Here is a 17,661-nt window from a genome sequence, read left to right on the forward strand (position 1 = left end):
TGCTACAAACCTAGTATTTATTGGTTAAAAAAAATAAGGGAGCATTGCGTGAAATGTGCTCCCTTTCACACATTAATGGAATAAATAATTATGCGACGCGTAATAGCTTTACTTAGTTGTGCATTGATGTTGATAACATCACATGTTTCAGCAAAAGATGTCGAATATAGACTGCCATCTTCAATTACTCCTACCTTTCAACAAATTCACCTAAATATTGACCCGGATACCCCAGCTTACTCTGGCACTACGGTCATTGATATTACGGTAAAAGAAGATACGAAAAAGGTTGGGTTTTATCAGCAAGATCTCACCGTTACTGGGGCATCACTAACCTCAGGCGACAACACTATCGCCTTATCGGTTAGTGAAGGCGACTACAATATGAACTGGGGTAGCGCAGAAGACACTATCGCCAAAGGAAAGTACAAGTTACATATTACCTTTGAAGGGGAGATAAATAAGTCTTCTGACGGTATGTATTTGTCCAGTTTTGAAGGGCGCAACTATATTTTCACGCAGTTCGAAGATATGCATGCCCGTAAAGCATTCCCAAGTTTCGATGAGCCTGCGTTTAAAATCCCTTATCAAATGACTATCACCTCGCCTGAAAAACAGGTTGTAGTGTCAAATACGCCTGTAGAATCCCGTAGCGTCGAAGACGGTATGCAAACGGTGAAGTTTGAAAAAACTAAACCTATGCCAACCTACTTGATTGCTTACACGGTGGGGCCATTTGATAGCGCAGAACTAACTGGGTTATCAGTACCAGGTAAGGTTTACGTTCCAAAAGGCTACGCAGACAAAACTAAATTTATTGTTAAGCATACTCCCGAAATCCTTACTGCTTTAGAGAACTTTTTTGATATTAAATACCCGTACAAAAAACTCGATTTTGTAGCGGTTCCTAACTTTACCCATGGAGCAATGGAGAACGTAGGTTTAATTACTTATCGTGATAGTTTGTTGCTACTAGAAGATAACCCTCCGCTTACAGAACGTTCTGGCCCGCTCAATGTAATTGCACACGAATTGGCGCACCAATGGTTTGGTAACCTTGTTACCATGCAATGGTGGGACGACTTATGGTTGAACGAAGCCTTCGCGTCATGGGCTGCTAGTTATACCATGAAAGAACTTTACCCTGAGCTTAATTTTGCTGAGCGTATAGTACAAGAAGGTGCCTTTGGCGCAGACGCTAGTCCAACAGTTAAGCCTGTGAAAAAAGTGGTACGCATCCAACCGGACGTTATGGACGGCTTAGGATTAAACTACTCAAAAGGTGAATCGATCTTACAAATGATTGAATCATTAATAGGTACTGAAAAATTCCGCGAAGGTGTGCGTAATTATATGAACACTCACGCCTGGAGGAATACGGTAGCGGATGATTTATGGGCCGCACTTGATGGTGTTTCTGATTTCAACCTAAGCGCTATGATGAAAGCTTACCTTGAACAACCTGGGTATCCGCTTATCTCTATTGATAGCGATGGCAAAGTAACACAATCGCGTTTCCACTACGCTGGCGCCGACGTTAAAGCTCAAACCTGGGCTGTGCCGCTTAAATTAACCTATAAAGTAAATGGTAAAATTAAGCAAGAGGTTGTCTTTATCGATAAGAAAACGACGCGTTTGCCTCAGTTAGCAGAAGCAGAATGGGTATTCCCTAATGACGATGCTACTGGCTATTTCCGTTGGGCAATTCCAGCAAGCCAACTAAACGCTTTACTAAACGACCTAGATGCACTTAATAATCGCGAAAAGAAAAACGTACTTTACAATACACAAGCATTACTTAATGCCGGTGAGGTAGGTATTGATAGCGTTATGCCAGTGCTAAATACCTTAGCGCAAGACGATGAAGCGGTAGTTAAACGTGCTGCTGTGGGCGTTTTAGGACAGTTTACTTACTTGGTAGATGACAGTAACCGTAGCGATTATGCATTATTGCTTACCCAAGAGTATATGCCGGTACTTAACCAGCTGACGCTTTCACCTTCAGAGGGTGAAACTGAAAGCGAAATAAAACTTCGCAACAGTTTGTATGGTTTGCTAGGCACCTATGCAAATAACGACGCGCTCATAAAGAAAAGTGAAAAGCTTGCTAAGCAATACATTAGCGACCCAACGAGCGTGCCATCGGCCATTGCGGGAATTGCTATAGCGGTAAGTACAAAGCACGGTAACCCTGAAATGTTCGACAATATTATTGCCGCGTATAAACAAGCCGAGTTACCTAATGTGAAACAAACCCTACTGTATTCTATGCGCTATAGCGATACTGAAACGGTTAACAAGATGCTTGATATCGCACTAACCGATTTAGTAACGCCAGCAAATACTTTATACATGGTAGTGAGTGTGGCACGTAATCTAGACGACCAAACCGCACTTTATGCGTGGATGGACAAAAACTTAGATGCGCTTATTAGTAAAATGCCGGAATACCACGTATCGAGAATGCCAGAGTTTGTTTCTAGAACCTGCGATACTGCTAACTTCAAGCGCGCTGAAGACTTTTACGCGCCTATTAAAGATAAGTATGAAGGTATGGCAAGAAGTTACACCATTATGGTTGATAGCACGCAACAGTGTTTACGCTTAAAAGATACCTTTCAAGACGACTTTAACCGTTATTTAAGCGAGTATGCTAACTAGAAAACACGGTAAATGGTAAGACAACTATAAAATAGGCGCGACACAATTCGTGCCAGTAGAGCCCCTTGTAGCGCCAGTAACTATTACTAGCGCAGTGCAAGGGGCTTTTTTGTAAAGGGAAAAAAAGGTTTACATACGATTTTAATTGAACCACACTGTATAAAAATACACGGAAAAGTGATCATGCTTGAAACTATAAGTTTTGCTCAGCGCCAACGTTTGGCATATATCGATTTTTGCTTGTTATTTAAAGGTGCTATTTATCGACAAGATCTTATTTCAAAGTTTGAAGTAGGGTTGTCGGCCGGTTCTAGAGACTTCTCACTTTATAAAGAGTTAGCACCGAGTAACCTTCAGTATGACGCAAAAGAAAAGCGTTACTTTCAAACGGAGGGTTTTGTTCCTTTGTTTGAGCATGATGCAAGGAAAACCTTAGTAAAGCTGGCTAACGACATATCCGATGGTTTTGATGCCATAGGCGATATTCAGTTTCCCGTTGAAAGTGCGTCATCGCTAAATGTACCCGATATTTTTGTGGTAGCGAAACTGGTACAGGCTATTGTTAATAACAAAGCCGTAAGTGTAATTTATACCTCGTTAAGCAGTGGCTCTAACGCGCGGGAGCTTGTTCCTCATAGTATTGTTGATAACGGGCAACGTTGGCATGTACGCGCTTATGATAGGAAAACATCGAGTTTTCGAGACTTTGTTCTTACCCGTATTAGTAAGGTTACGCTAAAGGCCACACCTGATATGTCAGAAACCGTGAGTAACGATATTCAGTGGCAGCGTAAGATTAGTTTAGAATTGGTTCCCCATCCTAAAAATATTCAGCACCCCACCGCTATTGAACTTGATTATGGAATGCAAAATGGCGTACTAAAGGTACCTGTACGCGCAGCGATGGCGGGGTATTTATTACGCCGTTGGAACGTAGATTGTACAAAACATGCAAGTTTACGTACGGGAGAATATCAACTGTGGTTACGCAATCAAATGTTGTTAACCGACATTGATAATCTGGCAATAGCGCCCGGCTATATAGGAGAGCAAACGCAATACGGGTAAAACAATCGTTACACGTATTGCGTGAATATAAAGATGGTTTTCAGCCTTTAAAGCTAACGGGAAAGCCCTAGCAATGTAGCACGCTGACGCCCGCTGTTTAGGTTACCCGTATTCGGCAATTGTGTGGCTGATAACGCGGCTACAGGTTTACTTTCCTTTGCGGCGGTACGGGGTTCCTCATCATCAGGTACGCACAGTACATGAAGGCCTTCTTCGCGATAGTTTTTATTTACGTATCCAGCGCTTGCGTACGCATCGAGAATATCAGGCCGTGGATAGTGACCCCACTTAGCGTGAAAGCGTTGGGTATTTTTAACAAAATCGATAAGGTGATTAAGCGGGCATTTGTCATTGGGCCGAGAGGGCACATAGGTATTAATGGGCAGCGAGTGAATACTGAACCCTAAGGTTCTGCAGTTGGTGAAGAAATCTTCATCATTTAATCCGAAGCCGCTGTACCCTTCATCGAAACCGCCGGTTTTTTCGAAATTTGTCTTACTAATAAAAAACACTGTAGAACAAATAGTATCGTTACTATACTTTCCATGATCATTATCCTGAGAGTTCGGGGTTTCTAAGTTGCTATGTATTGTACTGTTAGATGCTGCTGAAGAATCGGTAGCGGGCTGATGCTTTTCAAGTGCTGCCACGGCGTCATGGGATAAATCCCAGTGTTCATTGGCAATGGTTTTTACCTGAGTATGAACAACCTCTGCGTTGGTTAACGCATTAAACCCAGCGGCAATAAAATTAGGTGCGCATATCGCATCTACGTTCATATATACCAAGGCGTCATATTTTGCCTCGGTTAACCCCTTATTCCTTGCTCGCGCGATAGGCAAATCGTCAATGTTGACGAACTTGTGCACGATGTCGAATTTATCACTTTTGACTAACGACAGATCTGAAGGGGGAGACATCCAAACAATAACGAGTTCAGCGGGTAGAGGAGCACATTGTTCAAGCTGCTGAATAAGGTGGCAAAGCTTTTCGGTGCGATTTTTCACTATGGTGACTACGCTAACGGGTAACTGCATGCAAACCTCCGATGTTTTGTTTTATAGAATACGTATAACGCTAGGTGATATTTGTTAAGCAAGTAGGGGGCCAACTTTTAATGTATTGATTTTTATGCGTTTTGTTTATTAGGTGAGCCGGGGTTACTAAACAGCGTGCAAAGATTTCATCCCCTAATGAAAAAATGTAAAATGCATATAAATTGCACAAACTACTGCCTTATACCACTCCCAGATATAGAGACGATAATTGTCTTGTAGTACGGCTTAATTGAGTCGCGCTTAATTTTTGTATCGGGGTATGAGATGCCCAGTTATATTTGCCGGGGGAAGGTGAGAGTTTTCGCTTTTTCGCAAAGGTTAAACATGTCGTCTAAAAATTTTGTGTTATACTAAAGTATAAATACCTGCCCAGGTTGAACCCGTTAATAAGGACGAATAATGATGCCATATTCAAGCAATCGTTTTAATGCGTTAATCAACGTTCGTAATCCTGGAATTCCTGACGTATTTGCATTGGATTATAACGGTCATCAGCTGTTTGTTCACATTAGTCCCTACGTGTGGATCCGCCCATGGGAAGGCAGCGATCATACGGCATTTTCTATAGGGTTAGCCCCTGGTTGTCCTAATGCATGTAGAATGTTCGGTAGAATAAACGTGGCCTATCTAGAAGTGACGCTAGAGGATGTAAAGCAGGCTGTTTATGAGCGTATAACGCATTCTGGAATAGGTTTTCTAACATCTCGAAGCGCTGGTGTTAAAAGCTTCGCCATTCACCCTCGAGGTGGGTTTACCTCTATTAGCGAAAGTCAGGCCTACCAAAGCGCTTATGAAAACGGTTATCGCTATGTAGTGCATGTCTATCAGTTACGCAGTGGAGGGTTAGGGCGTCAGTTTGCTGAGTGGTTTTACTTTGGCGAGCCGGATGAAAGCAATATTCTAGCAAAAATTCGCCGACAGCAGTCAAAACACCCAGAATCGATGCATTTCGAAATATGCCAATTGTCGGCTGAGGTATCTGCTACAGCCTAATTGACAAAACAATACGAATCTAACCTGCACCCGTGGGCATATTTAGTGGTAATATATTGACTCAAATAGTATTTGGAGAGAGTCGTGAGTTCGCCGTCGTCTGTTGTTCTTCGTCATTATGACAAACAAGATCTTAAACTAGTGAATGTTATATCAGGCATTTCCCCTAACGCCATGCGTCGTGTTTTCGGTGGTTGGATCCTTTTTGCAGCCATGGTCGCCGTAATTGTGTCAGTAGCCCCCGATCTTACTATGCAGTTTATCGGCTTAACAATTGCCATTTTAGTAGCGTTTACGCTTGTGATGTTTGGTCAAAGCCGAATCTCTGAAGGATGGCCGGCTATTATCTGTGATGGCGATTATATTGGTGTAGTGCGCGACCCAGTAAAACGGGAGTTTATCTGTGTACATAAAACGCTGGTCACTGGCGCAAAACCTACGCTTATTAAACCCAATAAAAAAGCAGTAGAAATAAACCTCGATACTGCACTTCTCACTGAAGACGATATTGCTGTTTTAAATCAAGCAGTATGGCCACGAAACGACCATCTGCTTGGCTTATCACACTTCAAACGCCGTGAAGATGCGTGCGAAAGTGTTATGTGGTGCGTCTCCCACGGGGTTAAAAAAAACGTTTGCCATGCGCCTAAACAGGTTGTGCCTCAATAAATACTGAACGTTGCCTCCCCACTTTATTTTAACTGCAGCCGGGTTAAAAGAGGGTAGTGATCAGACCCAATATCGGCTAACTTTTTAATTTCAACGAGTTCAAAATCGCTGGAGTGAAAAATATGGTCTAGTGGCCATTTTACTAGCGGATAGTGGGCGTGAAATGTGTTGTAGAAACCCCGGCCTATTCTTGGGTCAAGTAGACCACTGGTCTTTCTGAATTTGCGCGTAGTGGGCGACCAGGCTACATCGTTTAGATCGCCTGTTACTATGACTGGCGTTGTGTAATCTGAAACCGTATGCCCTACCACATCCAATTCTATATCTCGCGGTTTTGCACTCTCGTTTTCTGTGGGGCTAGGGGGTTTAGGGTGAATGAAATAAACAGTTACCAGCTGACCTAGCTTAGTAAATGTTACCTTAAACGAAGGAACATCGTCTTCTACAAGATATTGCAACTCAGCAGACTCAAGAGGGTATTTACTAAATAGGTTCATTCCATATAGGTTTTCCAGCGGGCAGTGCTTTTGATATGGATGTGAGCTATTTAAAGGTGCCAGCGCCTCCTGCCACTTTTTATTCGATTCAAGTGTTACCACAATATCGGGATCGGTATCGTCTATATGCTGCAGAAGCTTTTGAAACTCATTGTTAGGCATGTAAACATTGCTTGATAATATACTTATCTGTTTATTCTTATCTGGCGTCTTGCATTTTTTCACCTCTCTTGGCACAAGGGGCGTGTAAGGAATTATCCAAAACACTTGGTATATCGCGCAGCCTAATAACGCAATATAAAGAAAAGCCAGAAGCGGTGAGGTAAATAATGCAAAGCCTTCCATGTACGCCCGTGCTACGAATACACCTAACATAAGAGAAAATATCTGTAGACGCGGAAATTCCCATACCCTTACTAACCAGTGCGCAGAGGGTAACGAAGGGGCAAACGTCACGGCAATCAGTAAGATCGCGAGGGTATCTAGTAAAATATTCATTGTCGTTCCTTGGCGGTATAAAGTTAAAAGCAGCTTTCGCCGAGTAATAGCCGTTGTTTTAGTGCCATTGGCACTCAATAATTCCACCAGTTTGTATTATTCGCACAGTTTACTGGCTAATTCTTTGATGGTAGTGAAGTTGCATTCAAATTTTGTACCTGTTTGTTTTTTGCTAAGTAAAAACTTCGTAATAATGGGCAAACTTTGCAACTATTGAACGGGCATATTTACGTCAATAAATAATTAATCTATATTTATCAATGCATTAGTAAAGTGGCCCAGAGCTTGCGTTAGTGTTTATGAATTTCGAAAAGGAGATACGTTATGAAACGCACTTTACTATCATTAATTGTAGCAGCATCGATGACAACTGCCGTTACAGCAGGTGAAATGAACTCAGATAACACCTGGAGTGAAAGCGCGAAAGACGCATGGATTGATGGCAAAGCTGAAGCCACATTACTGTTTAACGGTAACCTAGATGCTTTTGATATTAATACCGATGTAACTGACGGAACGGTTGTTCTAACGGGTAAGGTAGGGAATTCAGTTCACAAGAAGCTTGCAGAAGAACTAATTGCCGATATTGATGGCGTGGTGTCGGTAGACAACGAACTTACAGTAGTAGAAGAAAGCGAGCGCGTTGCTAAATCGGATGAGTGGTCAGAAGATTCAGATTTAGATAATGACGGTGAAACAGGCGAGTTGACCGATGCTAAAATTGCCACCGTAGTGAAAACCCGTCTTCTATTAGACTCTGATATTTCAGGTTTCGATATTGATGTTGACGTTGAAGAGGGCAATGTAACCTTAACCGGTGAAGTTGACTCAGAAGCCGAGCGCGAGCTAGCGGTAGAAATTGCGCAAAACGCGTCTGATGTTAAAAATGTAGAAGATAACCTAGAAGTGATCACTAACACTGCGATGAACTAATTTATTGCACTGATTAGCAAATAATAAAAGGAGCTTCACGCTCCTTTTTTCATGCCTAGCAAAAATAGCACACCCACCCCAACCTAAGACACCCACACAACCTAAGACACCCACACAAGTTAAGACACTCACACAAGTTAAGACACCCACACAAGTTCACCCACAAGTTAGGACAGCAGTCATACAAGTTAAGACAGTCACACAAGTTAAGACAGTTACCACACAAGTTGAGACAGTCACACAAGTTGAGACAGTCACACAAGTTAAGACAGTCACACAAGTTAAGACAGTCACACAAGTTGAGACAGCCACACAAGTTAAGACAGTCACACAAGTTGAGACAGTCACACACAAGTTAAGACAGTCACACAAGTTAAGACAGTCACGCACGTTGCGAGTTACGACTCTCATGCTACGTCCATTAAAAACATGCATCAAAAATTTCCGGCGACTGTGTATATTTTTCTATTCAGAATTAGAGATTTTGTCTGAATATCTCCTATGTATCTGAATTATATATATTTATTGGTTGGCATGAAGAGTGCTTAATGATTAGGGAGAGTTTAATAAAAACATTGATTTTATAGCTATTGCAAAAGGAAGAGAGCAATGAATTTTTTACGTTGGATATTCACAGGTTGTTTGGTTTCTTTAGCTATTTTGCTCGCAGGGATCTTGCCCCACGGTAGTACGCTGATTGGGCAAGCAAATGCAGGTGATGTTAATAAGCCACATCATCCGCAGATTCTAAAGATTGAATCAATTTACGAACAAGCGCAATTCGACCTATCGAAAAAAAGTCACTTGCTTAGAAATGAGCGGATTAACTTTTACTTAGCACAGGCGAAACAGGCGGACTTACGTAATTGGACGTTTAAGCGTGATGCGTTAGTAGCCCGAGCCAAAAATATTTTGATACACCACCAGCAAAATACGATCGTGGAAAATACGGGATTACCTGAATATGCAGCGTTATAGGCAAGTGATTTTAATCACGCCTTACAAAGCTGAACCTATTTAATAAACCGCTTAAACGCGCTATCCTTTTAAGTTATAGCTTAGCAAAATGGTCAGCCTACGTGATGCGCTGACCATACTTATTGTTAGCGCTTTTGGTTAAGTTTACAACGCCCCTTAAAAGGATAACTTGTTCGCTCTTGCTACGGAAAACTCATTTAACGTTAACCCTTGGTTGGCAAAAATCTCGTTTAGCGTTTGGAACTTAGGATCGTCAGATAGATCGTTTCCAGTGTTGTTTTTTGGAACGGTCGCGCTATCAGCATCGATAGTCTTTACAGGTTGATTTCGCACACACATTTTTACCTCATTAAGCACTTGGCAGGTACCGGTGTAGTACTTTTCGCCGCCAACAATATAACTGCACTTTTGGCTTATTTGTTTGTTTTCGCAGGCTTCGATAGCGTGGCTAAATATATGTCCGCTGTGAGCAAAGCTGTTTGTACTTACTAAGCAAAGATATAAAACAAAAATGGTATGTGTTCTCATTGTACTATCTCCACACTTCCTTGGGCGCCTTGGTAGCAGCCTATAAACATGTTTTCAGCCGCACTTGCTGCGTGGTAATGATAGCCTCGGCTGTCGTCGCTATGTCCCCTACATTCATCTAAATCGTAGTCTTCTTCACCCTCACTATTGAGCATGGCATAAATTCCGTACCCATCTAGTGCGTAGCCTAATAAATTTGCATGCCCATCTAGTGTAGTAATTATATTGCTGCACCCTAGGGCGGCATGGTAATGATACCCTTCCGCGGGGTTGATATGACCACCACAATCGTCAAACGCGGCAATGGTATTGGCCGCCAATATTGCACTTACCGGGGCAGGGCCTGCTATTACCACGCCATTAAGCGCTACGCCTAAGTCTGCGCCTACTTGTTCAGGGGTAGACAAGGGGATAGGTGACGCAGGGATAAGGAATTTTTGCGCTACGCCGCCACCGTAATACTCTATGGCGCATTCAACACAGTGATTTTGATATTCTGGGTCTACGTTAGGCCGCGCAGCTGCTTCACAGGCAATTTGTGTATCGGTAACGAAGACTTCACCGGTGGTTTCATCGTATAGTTGCCAGTCGTCGCCATACAGTGTTTTGGTGTACACAATAAACGCACCATCCAACTGATAGAGTTCGCCGCTTCCATCAAACCACACGCCCCCCTGGGTTGCGTCATCGTCAATGTGGGTAGGGCAAAACGGGCCTATTTCATTATTTGACGGTACACCACTTATAACGATTTCATAGCACAGCGTTTCAGTGCCATCTGTTAGCGTACAGGCTGTGGTCTCGATAGGTTCGGATAGTGCGCTGTCAAAGAAGTAATCTGGATTTAAGCCAATTTGCGTTGTAGTTGCATTGTTATTTTCATCGGTAGTGTCCTCTGAGGATGTCGAAGTGATATCGCTTCCTGTTGATAGCGTATCCTCCGTGCCGTTACATGCTACAAGAGCAAGCGCTCCGAACAGAATAACCAACATGTATATATGATTCATCAAAGTGCCCTGTAGTGAGTATCTATTACATTTGTGGTTGCGCTAATGGTGATAGGTGTTATTACCGCACCATTAGCGAGGGGAGGTGCCAGCTAGGCACCGTTTAAATAAATGAATAGTAAGCTTAAAAAGTGCAGTTGCTGTGCAGATTCAAAGGGACTTTGATGAAGGTTTTATTGTTGCGCTAATTTGTAGCCTACGCCGTATACCGCTTGAATAGGGCATTGGTAGTTATTTACGGTTAATTTATGACGGAGGTTTTTCATATGGCTGTCTATAGTTCGACTGCTCACTACGCGGCCATCTTGGTAGCCAGAAGCCATAAGCTGTTCTCGTGTATACACTACGCCAGGTTTGCTCATGATAGTAGCCAGTAGGCGGAATTCAACCGGCGTAAGATCTATTTCACTGTCATGGCAGGTGCAGCGAAACTTAGCGATATCAAGTTGAATATGTTCAAACGTAAGAATGCTTTTGTTGTCTTGCTCGTGGGGTTTAGGCGCCACCCGTCGTAAAATGGTTTGTACTCGTGCAACGACTTCACGGGCAGAAAATGGTTTACATATATAATCGTCTGCACCAGCTTCCAGACCAATTAAGCGATCAATTTCATCTACCCTCGCGGTGAGTAATAAGATAGGTACTTGGGAAAAACGTCGAATTTGCTTACACAGGGTTAGCCCATCTATACCGGGCAACATACGATCTAAGATAATTGCTAACGGAGGATGTTGTTGAACGTCCTCTATAACAGCATCGCCTGTGTGTATGACTTTAGTTTTAAACCCTTCTAAGGCAAAAAAGTCGACGAGAATTTGAGCAATTTTTTCTTCGTCTTCAACAATCAGTACGTGATCTAACGCCGTCATTATTGGTCCTTTTGTTCTGTAATTGCGGGGAAGGCTACGTTAATTTTAACCCCGCCAAGCATTGAAGGCATAGCGCTAATCTCACCCTTGTGTGCCTGCGCAATTTGCTTACAAATAGATAAGCCAAGACCGCCACCGCTGCTTCTGCGGGCGCGTGATGCATCTTCTCTGAAAAGTGGTTCAAATAACATACTTTCGTTGCCTTTAATCACACCGGGGGCACTGTCTTCAACACAAAGGGTTACTGTAGTTTGTGAGGTGGAAACGCTAATGTGCACCTCCCCCGGCGCATCTGTATATTCGCAGGCGTTTATTAACAGGTTACTCAGCAATTGCTTAATACGCGATGCATCGGCGTTTATTACTGCGTTTTGTGTGACGCAAACGTGTAACGAAAGCAATTTTTGTTGAAACCTTGCACGCAGTTTATCGCATTGCTCATCAACAATATCGGATAAATTTAACGGTGAAAATTGATAGCGAAGGCCGCCTATGTCTGATAATGATAATTGGTATAAATCGTCAACAAGGAGGGATAGGCGAGAAACTTCTTGGTCGAATGAGATAAGCTGTTTGTTATCAAACGCTCTGATCCCCGCTTTAACGAGTTCAATTTCTCCCGCCAAAATGGTAAGTGGCGTTCGTAGTTCATGAGAGATATCAGCAAGCCATTGATTTTTGCTTTTCTCTTGGGTCTTTAATGTCTCTGCAAGTGTATTGATATGCTGCATAAGTTCACCGAATTCGTCGCTACGATCATTGGGTAATTTGCTTTCGTAGCGTCGCGCAGTCAGATCTTTCACTGCGTGGTGAATAGCTTTAAATGGGCGAATGATCCGCGGCGTTATGCCAAGAGCCAGAATAATAGCGACCCCAAACGATACCAACCCGATAATAATAATGGCATGGCTTTGCTGACGGGAAAATGCCTTAGCGGTTTCTGAACTTGGCGTGGCAGGCGGGAAGCTTACAAGCCAGCCAATTTGTTGGGTGTTAAGCGTAACCGGAACGCGTACTTCACGTCCTGAATCTGTTGCCAATAGATTACCCGAAACGAGCACTTGATTCTCATCTAATAGGGCGGTGGGGGGCCCACCTTCGCTACGGTTAATGAACGATGGCGCTGAATAAGAAGCGGAGGGTGGCGGTGGTGCTCTATGGTGAGGCGGCCTTAATCGTCGCTCTGGCGGGCTTGAAAAAAACCGCGCATTGGCAAGGTCCACATTCTCCCATGAGTTTCCATTTGCTTTGTATTCTTCAACAACAAGAGAGCTCAACATAGCAAGCCGTTCACGCTCTTGGTTAATAATAAACTCGTTAAAGCCCTGCTCAAAGCTCCACCGCGCTAACGCGAGGGAAAGCAAAAGTGAAAAGCAGGTAAAGCCTAATAATAAACAAAGGAATTTATAAGATAGTTTCATAAAACGCAGTATAGAGTACAGACCATCGAGAACAAATGCGGTTAGGTGGTTATTCACTAATTATACGGGAAAGCTGCACAGTTGCTGCACATTCTTTCGTTACACTAGGCTGGCAAATTACGTAGCGTGTTTATGCGTTAGCAGTGGCTTTTGCTAAGTTACCGTTTAAGTGAACCCTTTGACTTCATTGTTCACAACAAAGCAAATGCGTACTGCGTAATACAATTGGTTAATTACATACCCATTGGGTCACGAGGTTTTTCATGAAACTAAAGAATTCAACATTATTAGTCGGTATATTCGCGGCGGCGGGTTTAACGTTGGCTACTTCAAATGCATTCGCGCAACAACGCGAGCGCCCACAAGGTCCACCGCCAGAAGCGATAGAAGCGTGTGAAGGTCTCGCAGAAGGTGATAGTGTCAGCTTTGAGTCACCCCATGGCGATACGTTAGAAGGCGAATGTCAATACATGGGTGATGAACTGGTTGCAGTCCCCAAAAATGGTAGACCGCATCACTAGTTTACGGCAAAAAACCAACGCTCTATTGAGCGTTGGTCTGTAGCTGTTTGATATAGGCTTCTACTACGTGTTTTACAAATAACTGGCAGGCTTTTGCCGTACTTGGGTCGTATTCACCATGATTAGTGGCGTTATTGGATAAAATTCGTATGCCTAACAGCGGCGTGTGATATGCATGGGCAATTTGAGCGGCCGCCGAGGTCTCCATCTCTTCAACGCTTGTGCCTATTTCGCGATGTAACCACTCAATTCTATCCAGCTCGTTGTTCCAAAAGTTACCACTACCGATAGTGCCTTTTACTACCCGCCCACTTTTGTGCATGTTTTTTACCGATAATGCCACTGCCATTAAGGTGCTGTCCCCTTGGTAATAACGAATTTTCTCCGCATCGGCAGCGCTATCGCCTTCGCCCGCACTTCCTTCTGACGCCATTAAGTCCATTGGTGTCCACGAAAATGGCGCAGAGCCTTTTCCTTTAGCTCGTTTAGGCGTTTTAAAACTGGTTGCGTTAACGCTTCGCGCGCCAAGTACTATATCTCCTACGTGTAATGCAGGGTCATGGCCGCCTGAGGTCCCTTGGTTGATAATCGCTATGGGCCTGTATTTAATTATTCCCACGGCGGTGGCTGCTGCGGTATTTTCCACGCCTTTACCGGTTTTTACCACCACCACGGGGTAACCGTTTAAGCTGCCTTTGTAGAAACTGGCATTCCCAGATTGTTCAACTTGAACATTATCTAGTAAGGATGCAAAGTATTCTGCCTCTATAGGCATAGGGCCTTGGATCATAATAGGAGATTGAGGAGAAGGAGCGCCTTTAACCGCTACACTGTTGAACGAGCTTTGGGCTCTAGCGGTAAAAGTAAAAAGCGTTAAGATAACGCCAATAAACAAAACAAGAGTTTTCATAAAGAGTGATCCTACTAAATATTGGTGTAGACCAGCAAAGAGTCGCACGCGCATTAAAAACCTATCGCTTAAACTTTAATATCAGGTAAAAAGCATTGCGCTAAAAAATGAAGGGGAAAGATAAACCTAAGCGAAGAAACGCAGTAAAAAGAGTGGGTAACGATCTCTCTGATGGCGTCAAAAGAAAAATACGGGCAGATGCTTTAGTGTTATTTACACCTGCCCATAAGGCGGAAAGTTACTCTACATCAACAATTTTAAGTGTATTCGTTGAGCCTACTTTTTCCATTTCATCGCCATAGGTTAAAATAATGCTGTCACCACTTTTCACCAAACCTTTTTCTTTAAGTACGGCAATAACATCGTACTTAAGCTTACCTGCTTCGCTCTTTGATGAGTCGAAATATACCGGCTTAACGCCACGGTAAAGTGCCATTCCATTTAGCGTATCTTCATGACGAGACATGGCAATAATAGGTAAAGAGGTAGTAATACGCGACATAAGTTTAGGCGTGGTACCGCTTTCGGTAAGCCCAACAATAGCTTTAACACTTGGTAAGTGATTAGCTGCATATACCGCAGACAGAGCGATAGATTCGCTGGTTGATGAAAACAGCTGGTCCATGCGGTGTTTAGAAATTTTAACACTTGGGTGTGTCTCTGCACCTTCGCACACACGGGCCATGGCGGTAACGGTTTCTACCGGGAAGTTACCTGCCGCTGTTTCGGCTGAAAGCATAACCGCATCGGTGCCGTCTAATACCGCATTAGCAACGTCCATTACTTCTGCACGGGTTGGCATAGGGCTATCGATCATCGACTCCATCATTTGCGTCGCCGTGATAACCACTTTATTAAGTTGACGCGAGCGAGCGATAAGCTTTTTCTGAACACCTACAAGCTCTGCATCACCAATCTCTACACCTAAGTCACCACGCGCAACCATCACAGCGTTAGACGCACTAATGATGTCGGTAATTGCTTCATCGGTTGCTACCGCTTCTGCACGTTCTACTTTGGCACAAATTTTCGCGTAACAACCCGCTGCTTCAGCAAGTTCACGGGCATAGTCAAGATCTGCACCGCTACGAGGAAAAGACACCGCTAGATAATCTACGCCAATTTTTGCGGCTGTTTTAATATCTTCTTTGTCTTTTTCGGTCAATGCTTCAGCAGACAAGCCGCCGCCTTGGCGGTTAATTCCTTTGTTGTTTGATAGCTTACCGCCTACTGTAACTTCGGTAAGTACCTTGCGGCCTTCTACCGCAGTAACACGTAATTGAATACGCCCGTCATCCAACAGTAAAATATCGCCAGCTGATACATCGTCAGGTAGGGCTTTGTAATCAATACCTACTTGCTTGTTGGTGCCAGCGTCACGGTCAAGTTCAGCGTCTAAGGTAAATTCGGCGCCTACTTCTAAGTGCACTGCGCCTTCAGCAAAACGTGCAACGCGAATTTTCGGGCCTTGCAAATCGCCCAAAATGGCTACGTATTTGCCTAGGTTTCTTGCGGCTTCTCTTACGCGCTTAGCACGTTCAATGTGGTCTTCGGCTTGGCCGTGAGAAAAATTCATGCGAACCGTGTTTGCCCCGGCGGCAATAACAGCTTGGATTTTTTCAATGGAATCGGTTGCAGGGCCGAGTGTAGCAAGAATTTTCGTTCTTCTGGTCATAAGTGTCCGTCGCTATTTCTGAATGAAGTAATGGGCGAAATAACAGAAGGTGAAGCCTGGTAACTGCACCTGTAATCGCTTTACGTAATTTTATTACAGAATAGTAGTTGAATTTTACAGAAATGTGAAATAAAGAAGGAAAAACAGTGAACTGGCACGACCAGTTGATGAAGAATACTCACTGGCTAAACCCGTTAGTAAGGGCATAGGGGATGCCTGTTTCAGCTAAAAGAGAGGAGGATAAAAGCAGCGCTACCCACGGGGTGTAAAGCGGCGCGGGTATTTTGCTTTTATCCTTAGATTTTAAACGCTGAGTTTAATCGTTACGCTTTTCGTAGCGAGAGCCACGAAGGGTATCTTTAACACGCTTTAAATTTTCTCTAAATTTATTGCCTCGGCGTAAAGTAAAGCCCGTGGCTAACACATCAATTAAGGTAAGCTGGGCGATACGCGAAGCCATTGGCATATACATATCGGTATCTTCGGGCACCTCAAGAGAGAGAACATAGGTACATTCTTGCGCTAATGGGCTGTCTTCTGAGGTAATTCCTACCACGGTAGCATCGTTCATACGGGCTATTTGCGCCACTTCAACTAAACTTTTCGTGCGACCGGTATGCGAGATTAACACCACCACATCGCCTGTAGTGCTATTCATGCAGCTCATACGCTGCATGAGCACGTCTTCGAAGTACACTACTGGCACATTAAAGCGGAAGAATTTATTCAACGCATCATGGGCGACAGACGCTGAGGCGCCCAATCCAAAAAACGAAATTTTCTGGGCTTGGGTAAGCAGGTCTACGACGCGATTGACGATATTAACGTCTAAAGACTGCCGTGCCACTTCAAGGGAAGCCATCGTAGATTCGAAAATTTTGTTGGTGTATTCGTCTGGGCCGTCATTTTCATCGACGTGACGGTTCACGTAGGGCGTTCCGTTGGCTAAGCTCTGCGCCAAATGCAGTTTAAAGTCGGGGAAACCTTTAGTGTCTAATCGTCGACAAAAACGATTAACCGTAGGCTCGCTAACATCTGACATTTTAGCTAGGGTTGCTATACTCGAATGAATGGCCGTTTGCGGATTAGCAAGGATCACCTCTGCGACCTTGCGTTCGGACTTGCTGAATGCTGTTTTATTTTGGGTAATTTTTTCTAATATGTTCATATTGGTATAGCAAGAGTGATAAATAATGAGTGAACGTTTCTTTCGTAATAGTACCCAATGTGACAGCAGTGACAAGAAAAATGTAATTTTTTGACATTTTTTGCTCTAATAGGGGAGTAAGCCGAAAGGTTTTACCCAAATAATAAGAAATTTTAATCCACAGTACACCAAAGTTGTAATTTTACTACATTTGGTGTTAACTATATG

16 protein-coding genes are annotated in these 17,661 nt (G+C 43.4%); 7 read left to right on the forward strand and 9 right to left on the reverse strand.

Translation table 11 applies throughout. The annotated features are described in order from the left end of the window. Positions 1 to 126 precede the first annotated feature (126 nt). Both GTH32_RS05165 and GTH32_RS05170 read left to right on the forward strand, forming a co-directional pair. Positions 127 to 2,661: a M1 family metallopeptidase gene (locus GTH32_RS05165; RefSeq protein ID WP_246223158.1), complete on the forward strand. Its 2,535-nt coding sequence runs from the start codon at positions 127 to 129 to the stop codon at positions 2,659 to 2,661. Between the two features lie 183 nt (positions 2,662 to 2,844). Further along, positions 2,845 to 3,729 (forward strand): WYL domain-containing protein, encoded by an 885-nt coding sequence (locus GTH32_RS05170; RefSeq protein ID WP_163084176.1) that lies wholly within the window; start codon positions 2,845 to 2,847, stop codon positions 3,727 to 3,729. A 53-nt stretch (positions 3,730 to 3,782) separates the two neighbouring features. Here GTH32_RS05170 and GTH32_RS05175 read toward each other — a convergent pair whose 3' ends face one another. After that, positions 3,783 to 4,766 carry a glycosyltransferase family 2 protein gene (locus GTH32_RS05175; protein ID WP_163084177.1) on the reverse strand — a complete coding sequence of 328 codons (984 nt, stop codon included), beginning with the start codon at positions 4,764 to 4,766 and terminating at the stop codon, positions 3,783 to 3,785. Positions 4,767 to 5,186: 420 nt separating this feature from the next. Here GTH32_RS05175 and GTH32_RS05180 point away from each other — a divergent pair, with 420 nt between their 5' ends. Continuing rightward, on the forward strand, positions 5,187 to 5,780 hold the full coding sequence (locus GTH32_RS05180) for a hypothetical protein (RefSeq protein ID WP_163084178.1): 594 nt from the start codon (positions 5,187 to 5,189) through the stop codon (positions 5,778 to 5,780). A gap of 84 nt (positions 5,781 to 5,864) precedes the next feature. Next, positions 5,865 to 6,449, forward strand: coding sequence for a hypothetical protein (locus tag GTH32_RS05185; RefSeq protein WP_163084179.1), 585 nt, complete (start codon positions 5,865 to 5,867; stop codon positions 6,447 to 6,449). A 23-nt stretch (positions 6,450 to 6,472) separates the two neighbouring features. Here GTH32_RS05185 and GTH32_RS05190 read toward each other — a convergent pair whose 3' ends face one another. Beyond that, complete coding sequence (locus GTH32_RS05190) at positions 6,473 to 7,444, reverse strand: endonuclease/exonuclease/phosphatase family protein (protein WP_163084180.1); 972 nt, start codon at positions 7,442 to 7,444, stop codon at positions 6,473 to 6,475. A 324-nt stretch (positions 7,445 to 7,768) separates the two neighbouring features. On the opposite strand from GTH32_RS05190, the gene GTH32_RS05195 reads away from it, so the two are divergent. Then, the gene (locus GTH32_RS05195; RefSeq protein ID WP_163084181.1) at positions 7,769 to 8,377 is read left to right on the forward strand and encodes a BON domain-containing protein; all 609 of its coding nucleotides are present in this window, start codon (positions 7,769 to 7,771) and stop codon (positions 8,375 to 8,377) included. 609 nt (positions 8,378 to 8,986) lie between these two features. Then, complete coding sequence (locus GTH32_RS05200) at positions 8,987 to 9,355, forward strand: hypothetical protein (RefSeq protein ID WP_163084182.1); 369 nt, start codon at positions 8,987 to 8,989, stop codon at positions 9,353 to 9,355. A 156-nt stretch (positions 9,356 to 9,511) separates the two neighbouring features. Here the strand turns inward: GTH32_RS05200 and GTH32_RS05205 are convergent, their stop codons facing one another. From GTH32_RS05205 to GTH32_RS05220, 4 genes are all read right to left on the reverse strand, one after another. Next, positions 9,512 to 9,883, reverse strand: coding sequence for a hypothetical protein (locus tag GTH32_RS05205; protein WP_163084183.1), 372 nt, complete (start codon positions 9,881 to 9,883; stop codon positions 9,512 to 9,514). Beyond that, positions 9,880 to 10,890, reverse strand: a complete 1,011-nt coding sequence (locus GTH32_RS05210) for a YHYH protein (RefSeq protein ID WP_163084184.1) — start codon at positions 10,888 to 10,890, stop codon at positions 9,880 to 9,882. The genes GTH32_RS05205 and GTH32_RS05210 overlap by 4 nt, the downstream gene beginning before the upstream one ends. Before the next feature lie 173 nt (positions 10,891 to 11,063). Next, the gene (locus GTH32_RS05215) at positions 11,064 to 11,759 is read right to left on the reverse strand and encodes a response regulator (protein ID WP_163084185.1); all 696 of its coding nucleotides are present in this window, start codon (positions 11,757 to 11,759) and stop codon (positions 11,064 to 11,066) included. Then, the gene (locus GTH32_RS05220) at positions 11,759 to 13,180 is read right to left on the reverse strand and encodes an ATP-binding protein (RefSeq protein ID WP_163084186.1); all 1,422 of its coding nucleotides are present in this window, start codon (positions 13,178 to 13,180) and stop codon (positions 11,759 to 11,761) included. The genes GTH32_RS05215 and GTH32_RS05220 overlap by 1 nt, the downstream gene beginning before the upstream one ends. A 263-nt stretch (positions 13,181 to 13,443) precedes the next feature. Here GTH32_RS05220 and GTH32_RS05225 point away from each other — a divergent pair, with 263 nt between their 5' ends. After that, positions 13,444 to 13,701 (forward strand): hypothetical protein, encoded by a 258-nt coding sequence (locus GTH32_RS05225; RefSeq protein ID WP_163084187.1) that lies wholly within the window; start codon positions 13,444 to 13,446, stop codon positions 13,699 to 13,701. Between the two features lie 22 nt (positions 13,702 to 13,723). Here the strand turns inward: GTH32_RS05225 and GTH32_RS05230 are convergent, their stop codons facing one another. The 3 genes from GTH32_RS05230 to GTH32_RS05240 all read right to left on the reverse strand — a co-directional run bounded on the left by GTH32_RS05230 (position 13,724) and on the right by GTH32_RS05240 (position 17,454). Continuing rightward, the gene (locus GTH32_RS05230) at positions 13,724 to 14,611 is read right to left on the reverse strand and encodes a 5'-methylthioadenosine/S-adenosylhomocysteine nucleosidase (protein ID WP_163084188.1); all 888 of its coding nucleotides are present in this window, start codon (positions 14,609 to 14,611) and stop codon (positions 13,724 to 13,726) included. Positions 14,612 to 14,849: 238 nt separating this feature from the next. Next, a complete protein-coding gene (gene pyk, locus GTH32_RS05235) occupies positions 14,850 to 16,286 on the reverse strand; it encodes a pyruvate kinase (RefSeq protein ID WP_163084189.1) in 1,437 nt (478 codons plus the stop codon). A gap of 316 nt (positions 16,287 to 16,602) precedes the next feature. Continuing rightward, positions 16,603 to 17,454 (reverse strand): MurR/RpiR family transcriptional regulator, encoded by an 852-nt coding sequence (locus GTH32_RS05240; protein ID WP_163084190.1) that lies wholly within the window; start codon positions 17,452 to 17,454, stop codon positions 16,603 to 16,605. Positions 17,455 to 17,661 lie beyond the last annotated feature (207 nt).

The sequence above is a fragment of the Alteromonas profundi genome, assembly GCF_010500865.1.
Taxonomy (GTDB): domain Bacteria; phylum Pseudomonadota; class Gammaproteobacteria; order Enterobacterales; family Alteromonadaceae; genus Alteromonas; species Alteromonas profundi.

Coding starts and splice junctions, on each gene's coding strand:
- GTH32_RS05165 (WP_246223158.1), top strand. CDS start 127: ATGTTGATAACATCACATGTTTCAGCAAAAGATGTCGAATATAGACTG.
- GTH32_RS05170 (WP_163084176.1), top strand. CDS start 2,845: ATGCTTGAAACTATAAGTTTTGCTCAGCGCCAACGTTTGGCATATATC.
- GTH32_RS05175 (WP_163084177.1), bottom strand. CDS start 4,766: ATGCAGTTACCCGTTAGCGTAGTCACCATAGTGAAAAATCGCACCGAA.
- GTH32_RS05180 (WP_163084178.1), top strand. CDS start 5,187: ATGATGCCATATTCAAGCAATCGTTTTAATGCGTTAATCAACGTTCGT.
- GTH32_RS05190 (WP_163084180.1), bottom strand. CDS start 7,444: ATGAATATTTTACTAGATACCCTCGCGATCTTACTGATTGCCGTGACG.
- GTH32_RS05195 (WP_163084181.1), top strand. CDS start 7,769: ATGAAACGCACTTTACTATCATTAATTGTAGCAGCATCGATGACAACT.
- GTH32_RS05200 (WP_163084182.1), top strand. CDS start 8,987: ATGAATTTTTTACGTTGGATATTCACAGGTTGTTTGGTTTCTTTAGCT.
- GTH32_RS05205 (WP_163084183.1), bottom strand. CDS start 9,883: ATGAGAACACATACCATTTTTGTTTTATATCTTTGCTTAGTAAGTACA.
- GTH32_RS05210 (WP_163084184.1), bottom strand. CDS start 10,890: ATGAATCATATATACATGTTGGTTATTCTGTTCGGAGCGCTTGCTCTT.
- GTH32_RS05215 (WP_163084185.1), bottom strand. CDS start 11,759: ATGACGGCGTTAGATCACGTACTGATTGTTGAAGACGAAGAAAAAATT.
- GTH32_RS05220 (WP_163084186.1), bottom strand. CDS start 13,180: ATGAAACTATCTTATAAATTCCTTTGTTTATTATTAGGCTTTACCTGC.
- GTH32_RS05225 (WP_163084187.1), top strand. CDS start 13,444: ATGAAACTAAAGAATTCAACATTATTAGTCGGTATATTCGCGGCGGCG.
- GTH32_RS05230 (WP_163084188.1), bottom strand. CDS start 14,611: ATGAAAACTCTTGTTTTGTTTATTGGCGTTATCTTAACGCTTTTTACT.
- pyk (WP_163084189.1), bottom strand. CDS start 16,286: ATGACCAGAAGAACGAAAATTCTTGCTACACTCGGCCCTGCAACCGAT.
- GTH32_RS05240 (WP_163084190.1), bottom strand. CDS start 17,454: ATGAACATATTAGAAAAAATTACCCAAAATAAAACAGCATTCAGCAAG.